The organism is Rhizobium sp. USDA 3886 (assembly GCF_056279785.1).
The window spans coordinates 1265721-1284493 of record NZ_JBWCDC010000001.1 but is presented as its reverse complement, the minus strand read 5'-3'; the positions used below and the strand labels follow the sequence as shown (position 1 = coordinate 1284493).

Annotated in this window: 18 protein-coding genes and 2 pseudogenes; 12 read left to right on the top strand and 8 right to left on the bottom strand. The window is 58.3% G+C overall.

What is annotated here, in order from left to right:
• Nucleotides 1-251 precede the first annotated feature (251 nt).
• The 6 genes from ACZ9BX_RS06705 to ACZ9BX_RS06680 all read right to left on the bottom strand — a co-directional run bounded on the left by ACZ9BX_RS06705 (nucleotide 252) and on the right by ACZ9BX_RS06680 (nucleotide 7277).
• On the bottom strand, nucleotides 252-2645 hold the full coding sequence (locus tag ACZ9BX_RS06705; RefSeq protein ID WP_476216605.1) for a molybdopterin guanine dinucleotide-containing S/N-oxide reductase: 2394 nt from the start codon (nucleotides 2643-2645) through the stop codon (nucleotides 252-254).
• Nucleotides 2646-2695: 50 nt separating this feature from the next.
• Nucleotides 2696-4072: an FAD-binding oxidoreductase gene (locus ACZ9BX_RS06700; protein WP_476216603.1), complete on the bottom strand. Its 1377-nt coding sequence runs from the start codon at nucleotides 4070-4072 to the stop codon at nucleotides 2696-2698.
• Complete coding sequence (sseA, locus tag ACZ9BX_RS06695) at nucleotides 4069-4947, bottom strand: 3-mercaptopyruvate sulfurtransferase (protein WP_476216601.1); 879 nt, start codon at nucleotides 4945-4947, stop codon at nucleotides 4069-4071. Before sseA ends, ACZ9BX_RS06700 begins: the two co-directional genes overlap by 4 nt.
• Before the next feature lie 65 nt (nucleotides 4948-5012).
• Complete coding sequence (locus ACZ9BX_RS06690) at nucleotides 5013-5615, bottom strand: DsbA family protein (RefSeq protein ID WP_476216599.1); 603 nt, start codon at nucleotides 5613-5615, stop codon at nucleotides 5013-5015.
• A 12-nt stretch (nucleotides 5616-5627) separates the two neighbouring features.
• Complete coding sequence (locus tag ACZ9BX_RS06685) at nucleotides 5628-6197, bottom strand: TetR/AcrR family transcriptional regulator (protein ID WP_455873322.1); 570 nt, start codon at nucleotides 6195-6197, stop codon at nucleotides 5628-5630.
• A gap of 51 nt (nucleotides 6198-6248) precedes the next feature.
• The gene (locus ACZ9BX_RS06680) at nucleotides 6249-7277 is read right to left on the bottom strand and encodes a ketopantoate reductase family protein (protein WP_476216597.1); all 1029 of its coding nucleotides are present in this window, start codon (nucleotides 7275-7277) and stop codon (nucleotides 6249-6251) included.
• Between the two features lie 684 nt (nucleotides 7278-7961).
• Between ACZ9BX_RS06680 and ACZ9BX_RS06675 the strand changes: the two genes are divergently transcribed.
• The 6 genes and pseudogenes from ACZ9BX_RS06675 (at nucleotide 7962) to ACZ9BX_RS06650 (ending at nucleotide 12381) form a co-directional block, all read left to right on the top strand.
• The gene (locus tag ACZ9BX_RS06675) at nucleotides 7962-9281 is read left to right on the top strand and encodes an LLM class flavin-dependent oxidoreductase (RefSeq protein ID WP_476216595.1); all 1320 of its coding nucleotides are present in this window, start codon (nucleotides 7962-7964) and stop codon (nucleotides 9279-9281) included.
• An 80-nt stretch (nucleotides 9282-9361) separates the two neighbouring features.
• A pseudogene (locus ACZ9BX_RS06670) lies at nucleotides 9362-9679 on the top strand (Pycsar system effector family protein); the annotation flags it as partial.
• Between the two features lie 450 nt (nucleotides 9680-10129).
• On the top strand, nucleotides 10130-10354 hold the full coding sequence (locus tag ACZ9BX_RS06665; protein WP_476216593.1) for a helix-turn-helix transcriptional regulator: 225 nt from the start codon (nucleotides 10130-10132) through the stop codon (nucleotides 10352-10354).
• Nucleotides 10355-10460: 106 nt separating this feature from the next.
• Nucleotides 10461-11030, top strand: a complete 570-nt coding sequence (locus ACZ9BX_RS06660) for a hypothetical protein (protein WP_476216592.1) — start codon at nucleotides 10461-10463, stop codon at nucleotides 11028-11030.
• A 3-nt stretch (nucleotides 11031-11033) separates the two neighbouring features.
• Entirely contained in the window at nucleotides 11034-11309 is a 276-nt protein-coding gene (locus ACZ9BX_RS06655; RefSeq protein ID WP_476216590.1) for a hypothetical protein, read from the top strand.
• A complete protein-coding gene (locus ACZ9BX_RS06650; protein WP_476216588.1) occupies nucleotides 11287-12381 on the top strand; it encodes a DNA-primase RepB domain-containing protein in 1095 nt (364 codons plus the stop codon). The genes ACZ9BX_RS06655 and ACZ9BX_RS06650 overlap by 23 nt, the downstream gene beginning before the upstream one ends.
• Nucleotides 12382-12509: 128 nt before the next feature.
• Here the strand turns inward: ACZ9BX_RS06650 and ACZ9BX_RS06645 are convergent, their stop codons facing one another.
• Complete coding sequence (locus ACZ9BX_RS06645) at nucleotides 12510-12695, bottom strand: hypothetical protein (RefSeq protein WP_476216586.1); 186 nt, start codon at nucleotides 12693-12695, stop codon at nucleotides 12510-12512.
• A 344-nt stretch (nucleotides 12696-13039) separates the two neighbouring features.
• Nucleotides 13040-13726 (bottom strand): hypothetical protein, encoded by a 687-nt coding sequence (locus tag ACZ9BX_RS06640; protein WP_476216584.1) that lies wholly within the window; start codon nucleotides 13724-13726, stop codon nucleotides 13040-13042.
• Nucleotides 13727-13796: 70 nt separating this feature from the next.
• Here ACZ9BX_RS06640 and ACZ9BX_RS06635 point away from each other — a divergent pair, with 70 nt between their 5' ends.
• The 6 genes and pseudogenes from ACZ9BX_RS06635 (at nucleotide 13797) to ACZ9BX_RS06610 (ending at nucleotide 18771) form a co-directional block, all read left to right on the top strand.
• The gene (locus ACZ9BX_RS06635; protein ID WP_476216582.1) at nucleotides 13797-14135 is read left to right on the top strand and encodes an HNH endonuclease; all 339 of its coding nucleotides are present in this window, start codon (nucleotides 13797-13799) and stop codon (nucleotides 14133-14135) included.
• Between the two features lie 112 nt (nucleotides 14136-14247).
• Nucleotides 14248-14673 carry a P27 family phage terminase small subunit gene (locus tag ACZ9BX_RS06630; protein WP_476216580.1) on the top strand — a complete coding sequence of 142 codons (426 nt, stop codon included), beginning with the start codon at nucleotides 14248-14250 and terminating at the stop codon, nucleotides 14671-14673.
• A 274-nt stretch (nucleotides 14674-14947) separates the two neighbouring features.
• Nucleotides 14948-16375, top strand: a complete 1428-nt coding sequence (locus ACZ9BX_RS06625) for a terminase TerL endonuclease subunit (protein WP_476219909.1) — start codon at nucleotides 14948-14950, stop codon at nucleotides 16373-16375.
• Nucleotides 16376-16487: 112 nt separating this feature from the next.
• Nucleotides 16488-17762, top strand: a pseudogene (locus tag ACZ9BX_RS06620) (phage portal protein).
• Nucleotides 17759-18391 (top strand): HK97 family phage prohead protease, encoded by a 633-nt coding sequence (locus tag ACZ9BX_RS06615; RefSeq protein ID WP_476216578.1) that lies wholly within the window; start codon nucleotides 17759-17761, stop codon nucleotides 18389-18391. Before ACZ9BX_RS06620 ends, ACZ9BX_RS06615 begins: the two are co-directional and overlap by 4 nt.
• An 86-nt stretch (nucleotides 18392-18477) precedes the next feature.
• Nucleotides 18478-18771, top strand: a complete 294-nt coding sequence (locus ACZ9BX_RS06610; RefSeq protein ID WP_476216576.1) for a hypothetical protein — start codon at nucleotides 18478-18480, stop codon at nucleotides 18769-18771.
• Nucleotides 18772-18773 lie beyond the last annotated feature (2 nt).

Genomic DNA, 18773 nt, shown 5'->3' with positions numbered 1-18773 from the left:
GCCGGCGAAACGCCTGCCTGAAAACCGAGATAAGTCTGTCTGCTTACGTCACCTGGACGGCCAGAAGAATGCTTGGCGCTGACGCTATTACTCAGCGCTCGATGGCTATTTCAGTCGAAGACCATGCTTGCTGATAGTTTTCCGGTCATGAGCGGCGCCCCTTGTTTTTTGACGAGAAGATCATGGCGACAGCCTAGCAGGCTCGCTCAATGGAGAAAGACCAGTTGTTCTTTTTCTACTAAAATTATGGATTATTTTGCCGCGGTTCTCGCAGCTGTTAGGATCAGCTTTTCGGGGGACTTTCGATCGTTGCTCACGGCGCTCTTTGATGGGCTGGATCTGTCGGCCGATACACCGAACTTCATCCCCTCGAAAATCCGCAACGGCGGCGGTTCTCCGGCAAACCGTTCCACTTCTACCTTCGTGATCTGTCCGGTCGAGCCCTGCGCCAGCCGGGAAGTTCCGACATCGCGAGTGAGGATGTTCGGATTACCGTGGACGCACATGGCTCTTTCTGCCGTCGGGTCGTCCGGCTCAAACCATGCGCCCGTTGCAAGCTGCATCACGCCCCTTCGAACGTCTTCACTCAACACAGCTGCAGCAAGGCAACTGCCTCGCGCGTTGAAGAGACGCACGATATCGCCCTCCAAGATGTCGCGCTTGGCCGCATCAACGGGGTTGATACGAACCGGCTCCCGGTCCTTGATCTTGGTCGAGCGGCTGAATTGGCCATAGTCCAGCTGGCTATGCAGGCGCTGATACGGTTGGTTGCAGACCAGATGCAGCGGGTAACGGTTCTCGTCTGTTTCTGGCTCTGGCCTAGCGGGATGCCACTGTGGATGGCCACCGCAGTCATCGTAGCCAAAGCCATCGATCGTCTGCGAAAAGATTTCGATCCTTCCCGATGGCGTCTGCAGCGGATACGCGGACGGGTCCTGCCGGAAGGAGCGCGCCGGTCCACCATCGTCAGACTTGAGCGGCAGGCGGAGCTCGCCTTTGTTCCAAAACTCTTCGAAATCGGGCGCGTAATGGCTCCCGCCTGCGAGCGCCTTGTGTGTCGTCTCGAACAGGAAGGCAAGCCATTCCCGGCTGGTCCGGTTCTCAGTAAATTCTTCGTATTTCCCGAGACGGCGGGCGATCGCAGCAAAAATCTCGTAATCGTCCCGCGCTTCGCCGATCGGCTCGATCAGCTTCTTCATAGCGATCATGAGTTCGTCGCGATCTGCCGCGCCGATATCGTCACGTTCGAGTGTCGTCGTCGCAGGCAGCACGATATCCGCGTGACGGGCGGACGACGTCCAGGCTGTCTCGTGTACGATAATTGTCTCGGGGCGCTTGAAAGCAGCCCGCAGCTTGTTGAGATCCTGATGATGATGAAACGGGTTGCCGCCTGCCCAATAGACGAGGCGGATGTCGGGATAACGCAAAGCTTGGCCGTTGTAGTGAAATTCCTCCGCAGGACTGAGGAGCATGTCAGCGACACGCGCGACGGGGATAAAGTCCGTCACGGGATTCTGGAATTGACCGAGCGTCGGCAGCGGCACCGCCAATTGAAGCTTGCCGATGTTACCCAGTGCGCCAAGAGAGTAGGAGTAGCCACCGCCATCCAGTCCGATCTGCCCGAGCATTGCGGCGAGCACGATGCCCATCCAGACCGGCTGCTCGCCATAATCGGCCCTCTGGAGGGAATGGCTGACGGTGATCAGCGTCCTGGCACCCGCCATCGCGCGCGCTAGGCCTTTGATGATATCTACGCCGATGCCACAGATTTCAGAAGCCCATTCAGGACTCTTCTGCATTCCATCAGTGCGGCCGAACAGATAATCCTCGAAACGTTCGTAGCCGACCGTATGACGATCCAGGAACCCGCGGTCATGCAGCCCCTCACTGACGAGTACATGCGCGAGACCAAGCATCAGCGCCACGTCGGTGCCTGGGATGATCGCAAGCCATTCCGCATTCACCTCAGCGGGAAAATCGTCTTTCAGCGGGCTGACGAGCATGAAGCGGGTGCCGCGGGCACTTGCGCCGTTCAGTTTCTGCCGCACGATATGCGCACTGATGCCTCCGCCATGCACGTCCGCATTCTTGATTGCCATCCCGCCGAAGGCGACAACCAGTTCGCTGCTGCGCTCTATGGCATCCCAGGTGACGCTCTTGCGATCGAAATGGTCATATGGTCCCAAGATATGCGGGATGATGACCATTGCTGCGCCGGAACTGTAGGTGTTGACGGATCGTACATATCCACCCAGCACGTTCAAGAAGCGATGGATTTGGCTTTGTGCATGATGGAACCGTCCGGCGCTCGACCAGCCGTAGGACCCGCCGAACACGGCGCGAGGGCCGAAGTCTCCGTAAACACGCTGAAGCTCTTTCGCGACGAGGTCCTCTGCCTCGGGCCAACTGACCTCGAGATAGTTGTCAGCTCCGCGTTTGTGCGCGTGACCAGGTGTGCCTTCGAGCCAGCCGCGCCTGATCGCCGGACGCCTGACACGAACCTGGCTATCCGCAATCGCTGGAAGATTTCCCAGCAAGGGGGACGGATGCGGATCGCCCGGATGAGGCTGGATCTCGAGCTTGCTATTTTCACACCGGCCCGAAAACGCTCCCCAATGGGAACTGTGGGTCTTGAACGGATTCATCTAATAGCTTCCTCGGCGATCGATGCGTTTTCACAAGAGCCTGACGAAGCCTAGCTCGGCAGGATCTTCCCCGGGTTCATGATGCCGGCAGGGTCGATGGCATTCTTAATGACGGCCATGAGATCCACGGCGTCGCCGTGTTCCTGACGCAGGTATTCGATCTTGCCCGTGCCCACGCCATGTTCGCCAGTCGAGGTGCCACCGACCGAAATCGCGTATTCGACCATCTTCTTGTTGATGGCGGCAACCTCGTCGAGTTCTAGCTGGTTCGTTGGATCGACGGCGAAGACGACGTGATAGTTGCCGTCGCCGACATGGCCGAGAATGGCGGCGGGCACGCTGCAGGTACGCAGCAGTTCTCGGGACTTGAGAATGCAGCTGCTCAATCGCGAGACCGGCACGCAGACATCGGATGACCAGCCCTTGGCGTGCGGGCGCTGCGACACGATGGCGTAAAACGCATTGTGGCGCGCCTTCCACAGCCGGTTGCGGTCCTCCGGTGCGTTGGCGCACTCGAAATCCCTGCCGCCGTTCTCTTCCACAATCGTGGCGACCATCTCGACCTGTTCCTGCACGCCGGCCGGCGAGCCATGAAACTCGAAGGCCAGCGTGTCCTTGATTTTCAGGGAGAGGTTCGAATAGGCGTTGACGGCCTTGATCAGGCCTCGGTCCATCAGTTCCATGCGGGCGACTGGAATGCCGAGCTGGACGACCGCGATGGCAGCCGCGACTGCCTGCTCGACGCTTTCGAACGAGCAGAGCGCGGCTGAGATCGTTTCCGGGATGCCGTAGAGCCGCAGCGTCACTTCGGTAATGATGCCGAGCGTGCCTTCCGAGCCGACGAAGAGCCTAGTCAGGTCATATCCCGCCGACGATTTGCGTGCCCGGCCGCCGGTGCGGATTATGTTACCGTTCGGCAACACGACCGTCAGCCCCAGCACGTTTCCGTTCATGGTGCCGTAGCGGACGGCATTCGTGCCCGATGCGCGCGTCGACGCCATCCCGCCGATCGAGGCATTGGCACCCGGATCGATCGGGAAAAACAGGCCGATGTCGCGCAGGTGGGTATTCAACTGCTCACGCGTCACACCCGCCTGGACCGCGCAATCCAGATCCTCCGGGCTGACGCGCATGATCTGCGACATGCGCGATAAGTCGATCGATATGCCGCCGCGCACCGCTGTCAGGTGGCCTTCGAGGGAGGTGCCGGCGCCGAACGCGATGACCGGCACGTTCTCGGCTGCGCTTAGGCGAACGATCTCGGAAACTTCCTCGGTGGTTTCGGCAAAGACGACCGCATCCGGGACCGCCGGCGTGTGATGGGATTCACCACGGCCATGCTGTTCTCGCAGCGCCTGCGATGTCGAGAAGCGATCTGCGAAACGATTGCGCAGCGTTTCGGAAAGGGAAGCCGACAGCACGCTCACTTGCCGTCCCCGCTTGAAGCCGGACCCGTATCGACAGGCGTGTCGCCCGGCTGGCCCCATTCGGTCCAGGCGCCGTCATAGATCGCGACGTCGTCCTTGCCAGCGAGATGAAGACCGAAGGCGAGTGCCGCGGCGGTTACGCCGGAACCGCAGCTTGCGATAACGGGCTTTGAGAAATCGAGGCCTGCCGTCTCGAACGCCTTCGCGATGCTGGCGACATCCAGCAATTCGCCCGTCTGGGAATTGGTCAGCGCGTTGAAGGGAAGGTTGAGGCTACCCGGAATATGGCCGGAGCGCAGTCCCGGACGCGCTTCCTTCTCGTCTGCCGTGAAGCGGGCGGCGGACCGTGCGTCGATGACCTGCTCGGCCCGGCTATGGAGATTGCCGAGGACCTGAGCCTTGGAACGCACGGCGTCAGGATGGAAGCTCGCGTGGAAATCGCCCATGCGTGCCGGCGTAACCTGATTGGTGACCGGGCAACCGTCCGCCAACCATTTCCTCAAGCCGCCGTCGAGCACTGCGACCTTGTCGTGACCGAAGGTGCGCAATGTCCACCAGACGCGACCGGCCGACATCAGGCCGAGCGTATCATAGACTACGACGGTGCAGTCGTTCGAGATGCCGAGGTTGGAGGCATAACGCTCGAAGGCATCGGCAGAGGGCAGCATGTGCGGTAGCGAAGTCTCGTGATCGGCAATGTCATCGATATCGAAGAAGCGCGCGTTGGGGATATGACGCGCCGCAAAATCCTCGGCAGCGACAGGCGTGACGCCCGGTAGCTTGAAGGACCCGTCGAGAATAACAAGGTCTGGATGGTCGAGATGCGCCGCCAGCCATTCGGTGGAGACGAGGGAACCCGGCAGGGAAAGAGACATGGAGAACTCCGGAGATATGTCTGGTAGGCCGCAAACTGCGTCGCGTGCAGCCGTTGGCGAAGAAATCAGGCGACCAGTTTTTCGCCTTTGAGATGTTTTTCCAGGAAAGGCAGGCTGTCCTGTCCCCAGTAGAGTTCATCCTCGTAACCGAAGGTCGGAAGGCCAAACACGCCGGCGGTCTTGGCGGTCTCGTAGTTGGCTTTCCGGATCGCCTGCACAGCGTCGCTCTGGCCCTGCTCATTCAATGCAGCACCGTCAAAGCCCGCAGCGTCAGCAATCGCCCTGCGGATCTCGGCGTTGCCGATATCCTCGCCGCGCGTCCAGAAGGCTTCCTGAAGCGCTTTCGTCAGCTTGAGCCAATCTTTGCCTGCCTCGATGGCGGCGATGACCATGAAGCCGGCCGGTGTCGGATCTGAAAGGGCGGCGCGGTTGTCGAAGTTAAGCACCTTTCCCCGCAGTGCCGCCCAGCGTTTCAGGTCCTTCGTCCAGTAGGCCCGGCGCGCTTCCGGCCGATTGCGCGAGTAGATACCGCCATTGTCCTCAATCAGGGGAATGACATAGGGGCGGATCATGGCGCCATGCTCGCTCGCCAGTGCCGCGAAGGGCTCCAGGCCGATGAAGGCCCAGGGCGAGCCGATGCCGAAGAAATAATCGATGGTCTTTGTCATGGTCTGCTGCTTTCAGGAGGGCTGATCGGTGGAGACTGCCGTATCGAAGACGGAAAGTGCGCAATCGCGGGCAACGAGAACGGCGCGCGGATCGCGTCCAACCGCCACCGTGGCGAGTGCTCCTTCATAGAGAAGGGAAAGATGCGCCACTGCTTGGTCCGGGGTGTCACTTGCTCTCGCCATGATGGCGGCAAATATGTCCCTCACCATCGCCTTATGGGTTCGCGCGACGGACACAACACGTTCGGAATCGCCGTGCTCGGCGACCGCAAGAGCAAAAGCGCAGCCCCGAAACTCGGGGCTATCGGCCTTTTCGTGCAGGCGCTCGAAGATCAGTTTGATCTGATCCCTTGGAGGCCCGGCTGCATCCAACACTTCCTGCAGCGAACGGATAACCCGATCGTGACGAGCCTGGAGATAGGCTGCAACGAGATGGTCCTTCGACGGGAAATGACGGTACAGGGTTGCCTTGGCAACATTCGCTTCCTCTATGATGCGATCTATGCCGACCGCCCGGATGCCTTCGCGATAAAAAAGCGCGCTGGCGGCGGTGAGGATCTGGTCTGCTATGGCTTCTCTCATGGGGCTCTTCAGGTTCGTTGTGTCATCGTCATGGGATCGGCAGACTGCCGCTCACCTCGCTGCAGCGAGACCGGTCTGTCTCGCCTGATGGGATTTGTCGACCAGTGGCAGGATCGCGTCAAGCGGCAGCGCGCTCGAGAAGTCGCCTTGATGTGCCAATCTCCCTGCAAGCACCTGAACAGCCGCATTGTAAGGTGTCGATGTGCCATGGAGACGACCAAGCAAGACGATCTCGCCGTTTAGAAAATCGACCTCGCTCGACGCACCGCGCGTAAAACTTTGCCAGGTCGATTGCTGGCCCGGATGGATGCCGCTGTTTTGCGCCGTGCGCCAATCCGAAATATCGACGGTCCGCTCAGACGGCAATGCAAGTGTGTACCCAGCAGCCTGAAGAGCGCGTCGCGCCTCATCCACGAGAGCCTCCCCGATCGCACCCCGCAGATCGGCGGCCCCATCGAACAGTTCCAGGACATTTCGCACGTTGTGAAGGAGCTTGGCCGATTTCCAGCGACGGATCTCGGCGCTTGCCTCTACGAGATAGCCCGCATGGTTCAGGTCTGCCGCAATCCGGTCGCCCGTTTCGTCACGCCCAAATGGAAAGCGCCCGACCGTGACCACGCCAACCTGCGGATCTCCGCCCACAACGACCTTGCCCGTCTCGGTAAACCGTGCCGGCGTCAGGATACTTGCCCCATAGACATGGGTAAAGGTCCTGAGCGCAGCCGCTTCCGTTGCAAGCCCATTTTGGAAAGTTACCACCGGAAGGCTTGTCGCCGCCGCACCTGTGGAGTTCGATACGTTTCGCCAGGACCAGAAGGCGAGGGCGCCGGCCGCATCCTGCGACTTCACCGTCAGCAACAGGATATCGTCCGGCGTCAATTCGGGTGGATCGGCTAGATCGAAGGCGTTCAGATTGATCTGCCGCGTACCCGAAGGGCGCTGGTAGCTCAGGCCGTGTTTCCTGATGTGGCTAATCTGCGCTCCGCGGCCGACCAAAGCATATTTGATGCCGGATTGCTCGAACTGCGCAGCGAGGCTCGCGCCGACCGCGCCGGCCCCGATGATAACATAGCGAGTCATCTGTTTTTCCTCGTCCTGTCCTGCCTCACACACACACAGATTCTGCCTGAGGGTCTCGTGCTGGTAGTCATGGTGGAAATATCCCGCGCCGCTGCAGTTCGGGGATCAGGTGATCTGTCACTGCGGAAAGGCCGTATTTCAGGGTGAAGGCCAGGAAATTGAATCAATCGGTGCGCCCCGCTCGCACCGATCCTGCAACTGATCGGCGATATTCTCGACCGAGCCGATGGGGAACCAATGGCCGGCACCGCTGGAGTGATCCCAACGGATGGTTCGGATACGAGGCTTGGAATAATCATTGGTCTCCTAAAGGCCACATGCAAAGGCGGGCGGATACAAAAACCATTTGCTACCGCATGTCAGGAAGCCTAAGGGAACAGTGCGCCACCAAGAAAGACTGGTCGTTCTTTTTCTGCTGAATTTATAGAAAATAGTTTGGTGATTTGCTGTTTTGCCGCGACCATTGTGCACGGGAGCTTCAAGGGATCTGAGAACGCGCTGCGGCGAAGACGAAGCTTGCAGCCTCAAACTGCTGGTCTTAGCAGCCGCCGGAGCGATGATGCCGCCAAGCTCTTCTCAAGACAATTTTTTCATTTCCGCTGCCATTGATGCAACGGCGTTCCTTAGCGCCGAGCGGATGCATACATACCTTTAGAGCTAACGATATCTGCGAGAGCCCGCTTCATGGCAAAATCCCTGCATCTTACAGCCTTCATGCGTCCGGTCAGCCTGCACACGGGAGCGTGGCGTTATCCCGAATCTTACCCGGACGCGAATTTCAATTTCGGCCATATCAGGTCGTTCATCCAAAAGCTCGAGGAGGCGAAGTTCGATGCCTTCTTCATGGCCGACCATCTGGCCGTGTTGAACATGCCGATCGACGCGCTTGTCCGCAGTCATACGGTCACGTCGTTCGAGCCCTTCACGCTGCTTTCGGCGCTTGCCTCGGTCACGGAAAAGATCGGCCTTGCCGCCACAGCTTCGACCACGTTCGACGAGCCGTATCATGTCGCCCGCCGCTTCGCCTCGCTGGATCATATCAGTAACGGACGCGCCGCCTGGAATATCGTCACCACGTCCAATCCCGATTCCGCCCGGAATTTCGGCCTGGACGAGCATGTCGAACATGGCGAGCGATATGCGCGGGCGCGCGAATTCTACGAGGTCGTCACCGGCCTCTGGGACAGTTTTGCGGACGATGCCTTCATCCGCGACCAGCAAAGCGGCATTTTCTTCGACGCGGCGAAGATGCACGTGCTCGATCACAAGGGTAAAGAACTCAGCGTGCGTGGCCCACTTAACATTGCCCGGCCTGTCCAGGGCTGGCCGGTGATCGTACAGGCGGGGCAATCGGAGCCCGGTCGCCAGCTTGCCGCCGAAACCGCGGAGCTCGTCTTCTGTTCACCGCGCGATCTTGCCGCCGCCAAAATGCTTTATGCGGACATCAAGAGGCGAATGCCAGCGTTCGGTCGCAAGCCCGAGCATTTGAAGATCTTGCCGGCTGCACTCATCGTGATCGGCGACACGGTCGAGGAGGCGAAAGCCAAACGCGCCAAGCTCGACAGCCTTGTACACTACGACAGTGCGATCGCTTCACTGTCAATCGCGCTAGGGCATGATGCATCGGGTTTCGATCCCGATCAGCCCTTGCCGGAAATTCCGGAAACCAATGCCAGCAAAACCGGACGCGCCCAGGCCGTGCGCTTGGCGCAGGAAGAGAAACTGACGGTTCGCCAGCTCGCACAGCGCTACGGCGGCTATGCCGGACTTGCTTTCGTGGGGACGCCGCAAACCATTGCCGATGAAATGGAGGCCTGGCTTTCGGAGGAAGCATCGGACGGCTTTACAGTCGTCTTTCCCTATCTACCCCAAGGTCTGGACGATGTAACGCAGCGGCTTGTTCCGGAATTGCAACGGCGTGGCCTTTTCCGCAACGATTACGAGGGAACGACGCTTCGCGAACATTTTGGCCTTCCCCGCCCGGCTAACGCGTTCTTCGCCTAACGGGGTTTGCCGGGGGGTATGCGCACCAATATGGCTCTGCTGCACGCTGCCCACTGTAGAGGACGTGCATCGGAGTTGAAGGTTCCCCACAAAGTATGCTTTTCTCAGGCTTGCTTGCCGCAGCCTCGGTGTTTTCGATCATATCGGCCATCCTCGTGGTGCTGCCGCGCCACGTGAACAAGTCGACCTCGCTTTTCTGGGGTTCCTGGGGCAAGCACCGCCATCGCTTCTGGGATGCCGCGCAGCGCCGGGACGAGGTCTATCTCTTCAACGAATATCTCAACAATGCCGACATCCTGTCGGCCATCGCGCGCGGCATATACCGCTGCGTGACGTTCGCTTTCCGCGGGCTGATGGTGACCGTCATCGCCTACGTGCTACTGCTCATTGCGGCTTAAGCGATGCAGCGATGACGCGAGCTGGCCTTGGACCTGTTTCTTCTGTATAAGCCCTCGTCCCGCGTGAGCTGAGCTCTCCATGCGCCGGTTCGGACCAGCGGGGCGCAGCGAAACGAGATTGAGTTATCATGACGCAAGGCAAGATGTCTGTGGCGGACGGCAAGGGGCATTATTCCAATGGCCCCGTCTTCGCCGTTGCACCTATGATCGACTGGACGGACCGGGCCTGAAATAAGGGCCAAGCTGGGGCGTGTCGTACTTCCTGTCGTACCGAATTTTCTGAGATGAGCACGCGCTGCTACGAAAGCGCAGAAACAGCCATGGTCGGCAAATGAGAACCGCTCATTGACAAATTTGTAAATTCAAACCTTATTTCAGTGATTGCGTCGATCGCGAGCGCCTAGCGAGATTTTAATCTCAGTGTCAATTTGTAAAACTTAGGGAGAAAGTATGTCAAGCGAAAAATTCACAACTAATGAAGCGGCCGCCTACATCCGTAAATCGGAAAGCTGGCTCAACAAAACTCGGATGTTTGGAACGGGTCCGATTTATTTGAAGATCGGTGGCAGTGTCCGGTATCTCCGATCCGACCTCGACGCCTGGCTGGCCGGCATGCGTCGAACGGCGATTTACGATTTTGCCAACGATAACGCTCGCGCGAGGGCGACCGCGTAACCAACATCGGCCATTTTCTGGACATTCGTCGGCTCATCCCGACAATAACTAGCATCAACCTCATCAACATTTTGCCGACCGGCTGCCCGCCGGCGAGGAGGATTATTTGACTTCGTCCAAGCGCGTACGGGGCTATGCCCTATCCATCGACCATCACCGTGACACCGCATATTTTCTGGACGGGTCGCCGGTCCTTTCTCCCGAGATCGTCGTTTCCAATGACAATCAGCCTAGGCGCCTGCAGTTTATTGAGAACGTCGGCCTGCAGGTCGCTTCATCAAAATGTAGACGTGTGACGGGCGATGTCTTCTGCGCCGACCACCGGACAGCTTCCTTTGTACAGGCCGCCATTTGTGAGAAGTTCGCGCGTGACGCTGCTGATATAGCGCAAAGCAGCTTTCGCATCTTTGGCACGGAGGTATGTGCCGTTGACGGTGAAGACGTTTTGAAGTTGGCGACAACACGACTTCGCGACAGCCAGACGATTACGTTCGATATCGTTCTGCAGAGCAAGAGCAAAGACCGGCAGAGCGACGGACAATGGGTCTTCTCGCGCCTTTGTAAGGCTCTCGACATCACGGTTATCGAGGACGCCGACCTCCTCGTCGGACGCGTGGCGAGCTTCAAGGAGTTGCCGGGCGGATCGCTCGACTTTCGTGCTGCAAAGGCAGCCTAACAGATGAAAATCCTCTCCCTCACCCCCTCCGCCGATCCTGGCGGCGGATCGATGAAGCTTGTCGCTACGTTCGACCTGGAGCTTTCAGACGAGGTCCGGCTCTATGGCCTCCGCCTGCTGCAAGCGCCGGACAGGCGACGGATCGTTTACGCCCCGAACGGCAATGGAGGTCGCCGCCTGGCGACATTCTCTGCCCAGCTAGCCGCCGAAATCACCAAAGCTGCAACCGCTAAATTTGAAGGGCATGATACCGCCAATGGCACCAATTCCGAAGCTTAAACCAGCACCTGCCGCTGCCTTCGATGAACTGGCAATCCGCACCCACGTTGAAATGCTGCATGGACTTGCCGCGGGCGTCGACGGCGTGCTTGTGACCTCCGCGTATTACGCCAACCCGACCGGGGATACTGACGCCCCCGGCTCCGTGAACCATCATGCCATCGGCGACATCGATGGAATGGTCGACGCGATCATGGCACATGCGTTCACTCCGAACGCCAACGTTTTCACCGGTCTGCAGGTGATGCGAAAGGGCTTGGCCCGCGGTTCACGTGGTAAGGAGACCGATATCGTCGCGGTTCTCGGCCTCGTTGTCGACCTCGACGCAGATACCGGCAAGGCGGGCGAAATGCCGGTCGAACCGAATGTGGTTCTCGAAACGTCGACCGGAAACTTTCAACCGTTCATTCTCTTCGACCGAGCAGTCGCGGCTGCCGAGGCGAAGCCGCTGGCCGCAGCGCTGAAGCGGGCAACAGGCAGTGACCATGGCACAGCTGACGTCGCCCACGTTTGGCGCATTCCGGGCTCGTTGAATTGGCCGAATCGGAAGAAGTTAGAGCGCGGCCGCTCACCCGAGCCCATCAGCGTGGTCATCGATCTGGCGTGGGACGGCTCGCTGACGTCAGTGGGCGAACTTCGCACGGCGCTTGAACCTTGGGCAGCAGCACCAGTGACCGCAACAGCGGCGGATTTGGGCGATCTTCCAACGATCGATGGCGTCGAGATATCCGATCAGGCCGCTGAGCTGTTCCCTTCCGGGCCGACCAACCTTCGGCAGCTTTTCCTAGGTGGTCGAAAAGGCAAGAAAGGCGAAAGCGGCTCTCAGGCGTGGCAGGACATATATACCGAGAAAGAGAACCGCGAGACCTTCCAGCGTGGGCTCGACAGCATGCAAGATAAGCATGTCCGCCTGCTGACGGAAGCAATGAGCGCTAAGAGCCTGAGCGAGCTCGGAGAGAAGCGCGGCTATCGTGGTCGGCATGCCATCGACGCAGGGCGACGCCTTCTGCGAGCCGCCAACGACAATTTCATGAAGGCGATGGAACTGGCTGAATATGCGGCGGCGGACTAGAAGCGGGAAGTTTCTTGCAAGTGAAAACCCTACCTAGGCGAAGGGATGGTGAATTGACACCATCCCAAAACCTTCCGGGCGCACAGATAATTGCGACGGACCCGAGGCCGCGTGCGAGCCTTGGGTAACTATCTAAACTTCGGCGCACGTTTGGCGTTGTACATGAGTTCGCACGCGGTCGCGAACGGACCGAATAACCGGAGTAGCCTCGTTTCTTCTTCATCGTCCAATCGATGTCGCGAGCAGAACTCCGTCACCGACCAGACCTTTGTTGCCATATTCGAGTCTGCAATTGCCGGCTCAATGCGTTTCATAGAAATCCTCCCACCCCTAATGGGAGAACACTACTAAAGTCTAATTTAGAAGCAATTAAAATAACAATGTGGGCGCGATTTTGTCGTTTCCCCATTGCCTGGCGCCACTCCTCCTCTGGCGACGGGCGATCTGCGGCTGCTCCACTGCTAACGCGGTGTCGAGCGGCCGCTTTTGATATATTTGTATTGAATCCTTGAATCTGAGGAATTCCCGCATCATTTGTAGGAATTCAGCGAGTGGACAAGGATTCGATGCGCTACCAAAAGAAGAGTTTGTCGCGGAAATCCTTCCGCTAATTGTTGACAAACACTCGTACATAACAGATGTTGATCCCAACCAACCACTAGGAGTCAACGATATGCGCGGCCCTGGCCCTATCAAGATCTGACGCTAAGGTCTCCATCCTGACGTTTAACTGGGCGCTAGATTGATCCTCTGGCGCCTTTCGCATTTTCCGGCGAAGTCGATACTCTGGATAGGTCCTTTCCATCTCAGCTAAGATGGATTGCCCGATCGCGCAGCACTCAAAAGCGAACTCCACGATATCATCAACCACTGACGCTCGTCCGTCCGCAGAAATTGTTCTGTAGCTTGGAAGATATACGGCTTGGATTTCTGTGCCGATCTTATCCATTATGCCATAAAATGTGACAACGTCAGCGATGTACTCGTCACCTGTGTGGTGAAGTAGGTTGATCTGGGTTTTGTAAACTTCCTTATGACGGGCATCGGTGATGTGCGGTATAAAATCGGCATTATTTCTTATCTTCTTTGTGACCTCAACGATACTGGCCGAATAACTGATGAAAAATTCCATATCGCGGGTGTTGAAATCAATTTCAGCATACAATGCGCGGAGGAATTTTTCTTTTTCTGCTTTTGATTTGGCCCTGGCCTCGCGGTCGGATCGGAGCTCCTTTGCAAGCCAAAGAAGGATTGTAATGAATTGGGTAAGGGCCGCCGCAAGGAGAGGAGTACCTAGCGATGCAATGGTCTGCGTTCCTTCAGACGCAAATTGTGCCGAATTCATTATTGCCCCTCAGTTTATTCGATCAGTCTTCTGATACGGCACAAATAAATCGCAATCAACGTATCCGCGAATGACTTCAACCAAATCAATCGCCCGCTCAGTCGATGCGAAGCAGTACCGGCGATGGTATCAGCTGAAGGCCTGGAAGATCGCGCGCGACACGCAGCGAGCCAAGCAGCCATTGTGCGAGCGATGTCTTCAATCAGAGATCGTGACAGAGGCGACCGTCGTGAACCATCGCATTCCCTTCAAGGGAGACTGGGCTTTGTTCATCGACCCGAACAATCACGAGAGCGTTTGCCAGCCGCATCACGACGGCCTGATCCAGCGCGAGGAGAAGCGCGGACACGTGATCGGATGCGACGTCGATGGCCGTCCGCTCGACCCGGCCCATCCTTGGAACCGATGAAAGAGGGGGTGGATCGCGAGGTCTGGCCGTCGGGCCAGCGAACCCGTGTCCCACCTGCGTACGCACTGCGACTAATTTTGAAGTAGGGGGATGTTCGCCATCCCCGTAGGGGATGAACGTGAACGATAGCGAATCCCTTATCCAGCATGAGCCAGATTGGGCATCGAGCTACGTCGATCACAGTGATGCCGAAGAAGCTAGTCGGCAATGGCAAGCGGTCATGTCGGATCTTTCGGCAGCCGGTACCATTGCTGACGCCAACGGGCATACCGTTGTCCGTCTAGTTGAATTCCGAGTGCAGTATCGCAAAGCCGCAAAGCATGTGGCCGAACACGGTGCGCTCCTTTCCAGCAAGCGAGCGAAAATTGGCCAGTGGAATCCGTACTGGAGCGCGATGCAGCAAGCTGATGCCCGGATCGTCGTGCTCGAGTCCAAGCTCGGGCTGGATCCGGTAAGCCGCGGTAAGACGACGAAGGTGGTGCGTGGCAAGAAGAAAAGCAGAGCGGCCGACGCGTACCTCAAGCCCAAGGGCGACTGATCCAACAACGCAATACGCGACCGATGTTGTTGCCGGCAGGATTATTGCCGGCGAACATCACATCGCGGCAGCGGAGCGGCATCTTCGGGATCTGAGGGACGGCGGAAAACGGGGCCTCGTCTGGCGTCCCGAACTCGCCGCGCGCGCTATCAACTTCGCTCCGGCTGTTTTGTCGATAACGGCGGGTGCCGCTGAGGGCAAACCGTTTAATCTTCTTCCGTGGCATTCATTCTGCACCGGCAGCCTCTTCGGGTGGCGCCGTGACAGTGGTCGCATGCGCTTTCGCTCGGCATGGGTGGAGACGGGCAAGGGACAGGCGAAGTCCCCGTGGATGGCCGCTATGGGCCTCTATATGGGTGGCTGGTACGGCGTGAAGCGCGCTGAAGTCTATTCAATAGGCCAGGATCGCGCGACCGCAAACGTATTGTTCAAAGACGCAGTGGCCATGTGCCGTGCGCCTATTCCAGGCGGTGAAGAGGACGACGAAGACACACTTGTTTCCCGCGGCGAAGTCATTATTCGCGGCGAGGGCGACAACGCCTGGAAGATCGAATTTCCGGAAGTCGGCGGCAAATTCCAGTCGCTTGCGAACGGACAAGCCATCAGTGGCCCGCGCCCGATCATGGTTGCCGCCGACGAAATCCATGAGTTTCGGGACAACTCGTCGATCGAGACATGGAAACGCGCCCTCGGCAAAATGCCAGGCGATGCGCTCATGCTGTTAGGCACCAATACGCCGGCGTCGACGCAGATTGTTGGCACCGAGTACAGCGAGTTCTACCAGAAAGTTGTCACCGGCGAGATCGGTGACGATGAGGCATTCGCCTTCATCGCACGAGTGGATAAAGCCGATCGAGAGACGGTCTTTGATAATGAGGCCATTTGGCAGAAATCGCTGCCCGCATTGGGCGTTACATTTCCGGTCGAGAACATCCGCGGCGAAGTGAACACGGCGCGTGTTCTGCTGTCGACGGCGTTTTCGGTCAAGCGCCTCTACTTCGGAATTCCGATCGGCGCTGCCGATTTCTGGATTTCGGAGGATGCCTGGGCTGCCGTTCAAAAGCCTGTCTCTGTGGCAGAGCAGAAGGGCAGGAAATGCTGGCTATCTCTCGATCTGTCCGACAAAAATGACCTTACCGCCCTGACGGCGGTTTGGGTTGACGAGGTCGGGCATCTTTATGCGAAGACCTGGTACTGGACTACGAAAGAGGGCCTTGCCCAACGCGCACTGGCCGATAACGCCAAGTACGTGGAGTGGTCGGAAGATCCAAACGTCGATCTCACCGCCGTGTCAGGCGCCGTTATCGATAAGACGTTCGTTGCCGCAGAAATCAAAGAGCTCTGCGCAGCACACGATGTGCAGTTCCTTGCATTCGATCCCGCCGGCATCGCCGACTTTATCGGCGCATGCGAGCAAATTGGCTTCCCTGTTTGGAAGTACGAAGGTCCGGACAAACCAGAGGGCGTCGGGCTCAAGCTGGTTGCTCACGGGCAGGGTAAGCGTGTCCTGTTCGAGGATCGCGCGCTTTGCATGCCCCGGTCAATCGAGCGTCTCGAAGACAAGATCCTTGAAAAGTCGATCACGATCGACGCGTCGCCTGTGACGTACATGTGCGCAGGCAACGCTTTGGTTGATGCCGACGGCAAGGTAACAGGGCCTTCGACAAGAAGCGCTCGCGCGGACGTATTGATGGCATGGTGACGATCGCCATGAGCACAGGAGCGGCCGCTGACGGCCTACCGGGTTCGACGCCACCAGCGACCTCCGCATGGGACGATCCGAACTTTTCACTTGCTGATTTGGGAGCTTTTTAATGTGGCCATTTAGCCAAAGAAATGAGCCTGAATCGCGCTCAAACATCGAAAACCCGACTGTCCCGGTGAGCTCTGAGAACTTCCTGGCTTTCTTCGGTGTGCAATCGGCGAATCTACCCGCAGTCACGATCGACAGCGCGCTTAGCGTGCCGGCAGTATGGGCGGCAGTGGCCTTCCTTTCGCGCACACTGGCTGCGCTGCCTCGGCACGCCTATCGTGACGGCAAGGGTGGCGCCAAGCGCATCGGCGGCAAGTTGGAGACGGTCGTCAACGCCGCGCCCAACGACGCGATGGGCTCGTTCGGCTTTTGGGCATGGTTCTGGCAGCAGGTTTTCACCGGCGGCCGCGGCCTGGCCTACATCGAACGGACTCCGCAAGGAATTGACTCCTTGTGGCCAATGGATCCAGCAAAAACGACAATCCAGCGTGTTGGCCTGAAGGTCGTCTATAAGTTTGAAAACAAGGAATATGACGCGGCCGACGTCATCGACATTCCGTTTATGCGTCGCAGCTGTGGGCTAAAGCACTACGGCCCGATCAACATGGCATCGAAAGCTATTCAGCTTGCGCTCGCCATGAATGACTACGGTTCGAACTTCTTCGCAGGCGGTGGCGTACCTCCCCTTGCGCTGGTTGGACCGCTGCCCTAGGGGCCGGATGCGCTGAAGCGCGCGCACGAGGATATTAAACGCGCGATCGGTGCTGCCAAATCGAGCAGCAGCCAGATTTTTCCGATTCCGCCTGGCAACGAGCTAAAGCCCGTCGGCATGGATCCTGCCAAGGGGCAGATGGTCGAGGCTCGACGCTTTTCCATAGAAGAAATCGCCCGCACTTACCAGATTCCGCCTGTGTTCCTTCAGGATCTTACGCACGGCACCATGGCCAACACAGAGCAGCAAAATCTGTTGCTCGTGCAGCACCTGATCAGCCAGTGGGCAAAGGCGCTCGAGGACGAATTGAACCTCAAGTTCTTCGGCCGCAACAGCGGCTCACGCTACATTTCGCATGTTCTCGACGGCCTTATGCGCGGCGACTTTGTCTCTCGCATGAATGGTCTGGCACAGGCTGTGCAGAACGCACTGTTGACGCCAAACGAGGCGCGCGCGCTCGATAACCGACCCGCTATGCCGCACGGCGATGACTTGTTCCTGCAGGGCGCAACGGCACCACTTGGAACAGCCACCTACGGCCAGCAGAATGCGGCTGGTGAAAAAACGCCGCCGACAGATCCAGCCAACGACAATACACCTGATGACGAGGCTGACGCCGCATGACGAGCACTACTGACTTAGAAACGCGTGGCGGGATTCCAGCTGAATTTCGCGCTGATGAGGCGGGAATCAAAGTCAGCGGATACGCCGCCGTCTTTGGGGAGACCACAGACATCGGTGGCTTCTTTCGGGAGGTTATCGAACGCGGAGCATTCAAGGACGCTATTGGTCGGGATGATGTCGTTTTTCTGATCAATCACAATGGTCTGCCGCTCGCCAGAACTAGCTCGGGGACGCTAACGCTCCGTGAGGACGCTCGCGGTCTTTACATGGAGACCACCCTCGACGCCGAAGATCCCGACGTAAAGTCGATTGTCGGAAAGATGAAGCGTGGTGACCTGAATAAGATGTCGTTTGCCTTCCGCGCGGACGTGCAAGAGTGGGACGACACGAAAGACCCGCCGACGCGCACCCTGAAGAAGGTGTCGATAAGCGACGTGTCGATCGTGACGAACCCGGCTTATGGCGGCACCAGCATAGGACTCCGCTCCCTTGAATCGGCTCGAGCAGAAGCCGAGGCAGCCAAATCCGAAGAGCGTCGCAAAGAAGAGAATGCCGCCGCTGCGGCTCGGCGTGTATCTGAAAAGCGCGCCGCCATGGAACAACGAATTCGGGGCATCCGGCAGGGATAACCCGTAGTCCACCCGGCTTTAGCCGGAGGGCCGGACGATCGTCCTGCCATTCATTCAACCCCACTACCATATTTTTGGAGACCATCATGAATCTCTCTGAGATGCAGGAGAAGCGCGGCCGCCTTGTAACGCAGGCCCGCGAAGCACTCGACGAAATCAAAAAGAACACCGACGAAGCGCGCTCTGCTGAGCTGGAAGCTCGCCACGACGCCATCATGGTCGACTTCGACCGGCTCGAAAAGAATATCGAACGCGAGCAGAAGCTTGCGGCCGTCGAGAAGCGTTTTGAAGAGCGTGCAGCCGAAGAGCGTGCAAAGCGTCGCCCGAACGGTGGCGACGGTGAAGCCCGCGGCCAGGACGAGGGCGAAAAGCTCGAGTAACC

Coding starts and splice junctions, on each gene's coding strand:
- ACZ9BX_RS06705 (WP_476216605.1), bottom strand. CDS start 2,645: ATGAATCCGTTCAAGACCCACAGTTCCCATTGGGGAGCGTTTTCGGGC.
- sseA (WP_476216601.1), bottom strand. CDS start 4,947: ATGTCTCTTTCCCTGCCGGGTTCCCTCGTCTCCACCGAATGGCTGGCG.
- ACZ9BX_RS06690 (WP_476216599.1), bottom strand. CDS start 5,615: ATGACAAAGACCATCGATTATTTCTTCGGCATCGGCTCGCCCTGGGCC.
- ACZ9BX_RS06685 (WP_455873322.1), bottom strand. CDS start 6,197: ATGAGAGAAGCCATAGCAGACCAGATCCTCACCGCCGCCAGCGCGCTT.
- ACZ9BX_RS06680 (WP_476216597.1), bottom strand. CDS start 7,277: ATGACTCGCTATGTTATCATCGGGGCCGGCGCGGTCGGCGCGAGCCTC.
- ACZ9BX_RS06675 (WP_476216595.1), top strand. CDS start 7,962: ATGGCAAAATCCCTGCATCTTACAGCCTTCATGCGTCCGGTCAGCCTG.
- ACZ9BX_RS06665 (WP_476216593.1), top strand. CDS start 10,130: ATGTCAAGCGAAAAATTCACAACTAATGAAGCGGCCGCCTACATCCGT.
- ACZ9BX_RS06655 (WP_476216590.1), top strand. CDS start 11,034: ATGAAAATCCTCTCCCTCACCCCCTCCGCCGATCCTGGCGGCGGATCG.
- ACZ9BX_RS06650 (WP_476216588.1), top strand. CDS start 11,287: ATGGCACCAATTCCGAAGCTTAAACCAGCACCTGCCGCTGCCTTCGAT.
- ACZ9BX_RS06645 (WP_476216586.1), bottom strand. CDS start 12,695: ATGAAACGCATTGAGCCGGCAATTGCAGACTCGAATATGGCAACAAAG.
- ACZ9BX_RS06640 (WP_476216584.1), bottom strand. CDS start 13,726: ATGAATTCGGCACAATTTGCGTCTGAAGGAACGCAGACCATTGCATCG.
- ACZ9BX_RS06635 (WP_476216582.1), top strand. CDS start 13,797: ATGACTTCAACCAAATCAATCGCCCGCTCAGTCGATGCGAAGCAGTAC.
- ACZ9BX_RS06630 (WP_476216580.1), top strand. CDS start 14,248: ATGAACGTGAACGATAGCGAATCCCTTATCCAGCATGAGCCAGATTGG.
- ACZ9BX_RS06625 (WP_476219909.1), top strand. CDS start 14,948: ATGCGCTTTCGCTCGGCATGGGTGGAGACGGGCAAGGGACAGGCGAAG.
- ACZ9BX_RS06615 (WP_476216578.1), top strand. CDS start 17,759: ATGACGAGCACTACTGACTTAGAAACGCGTGGCGGGATTCCAGCTGAA.
- ACZ9BX_RS06610 (WP_476216576.1), top strand. CDS start 18,478: ATGAATCTCTCTGAGATGCAGGAGAAGCGCGGCCGCCTTGTAACGCAG.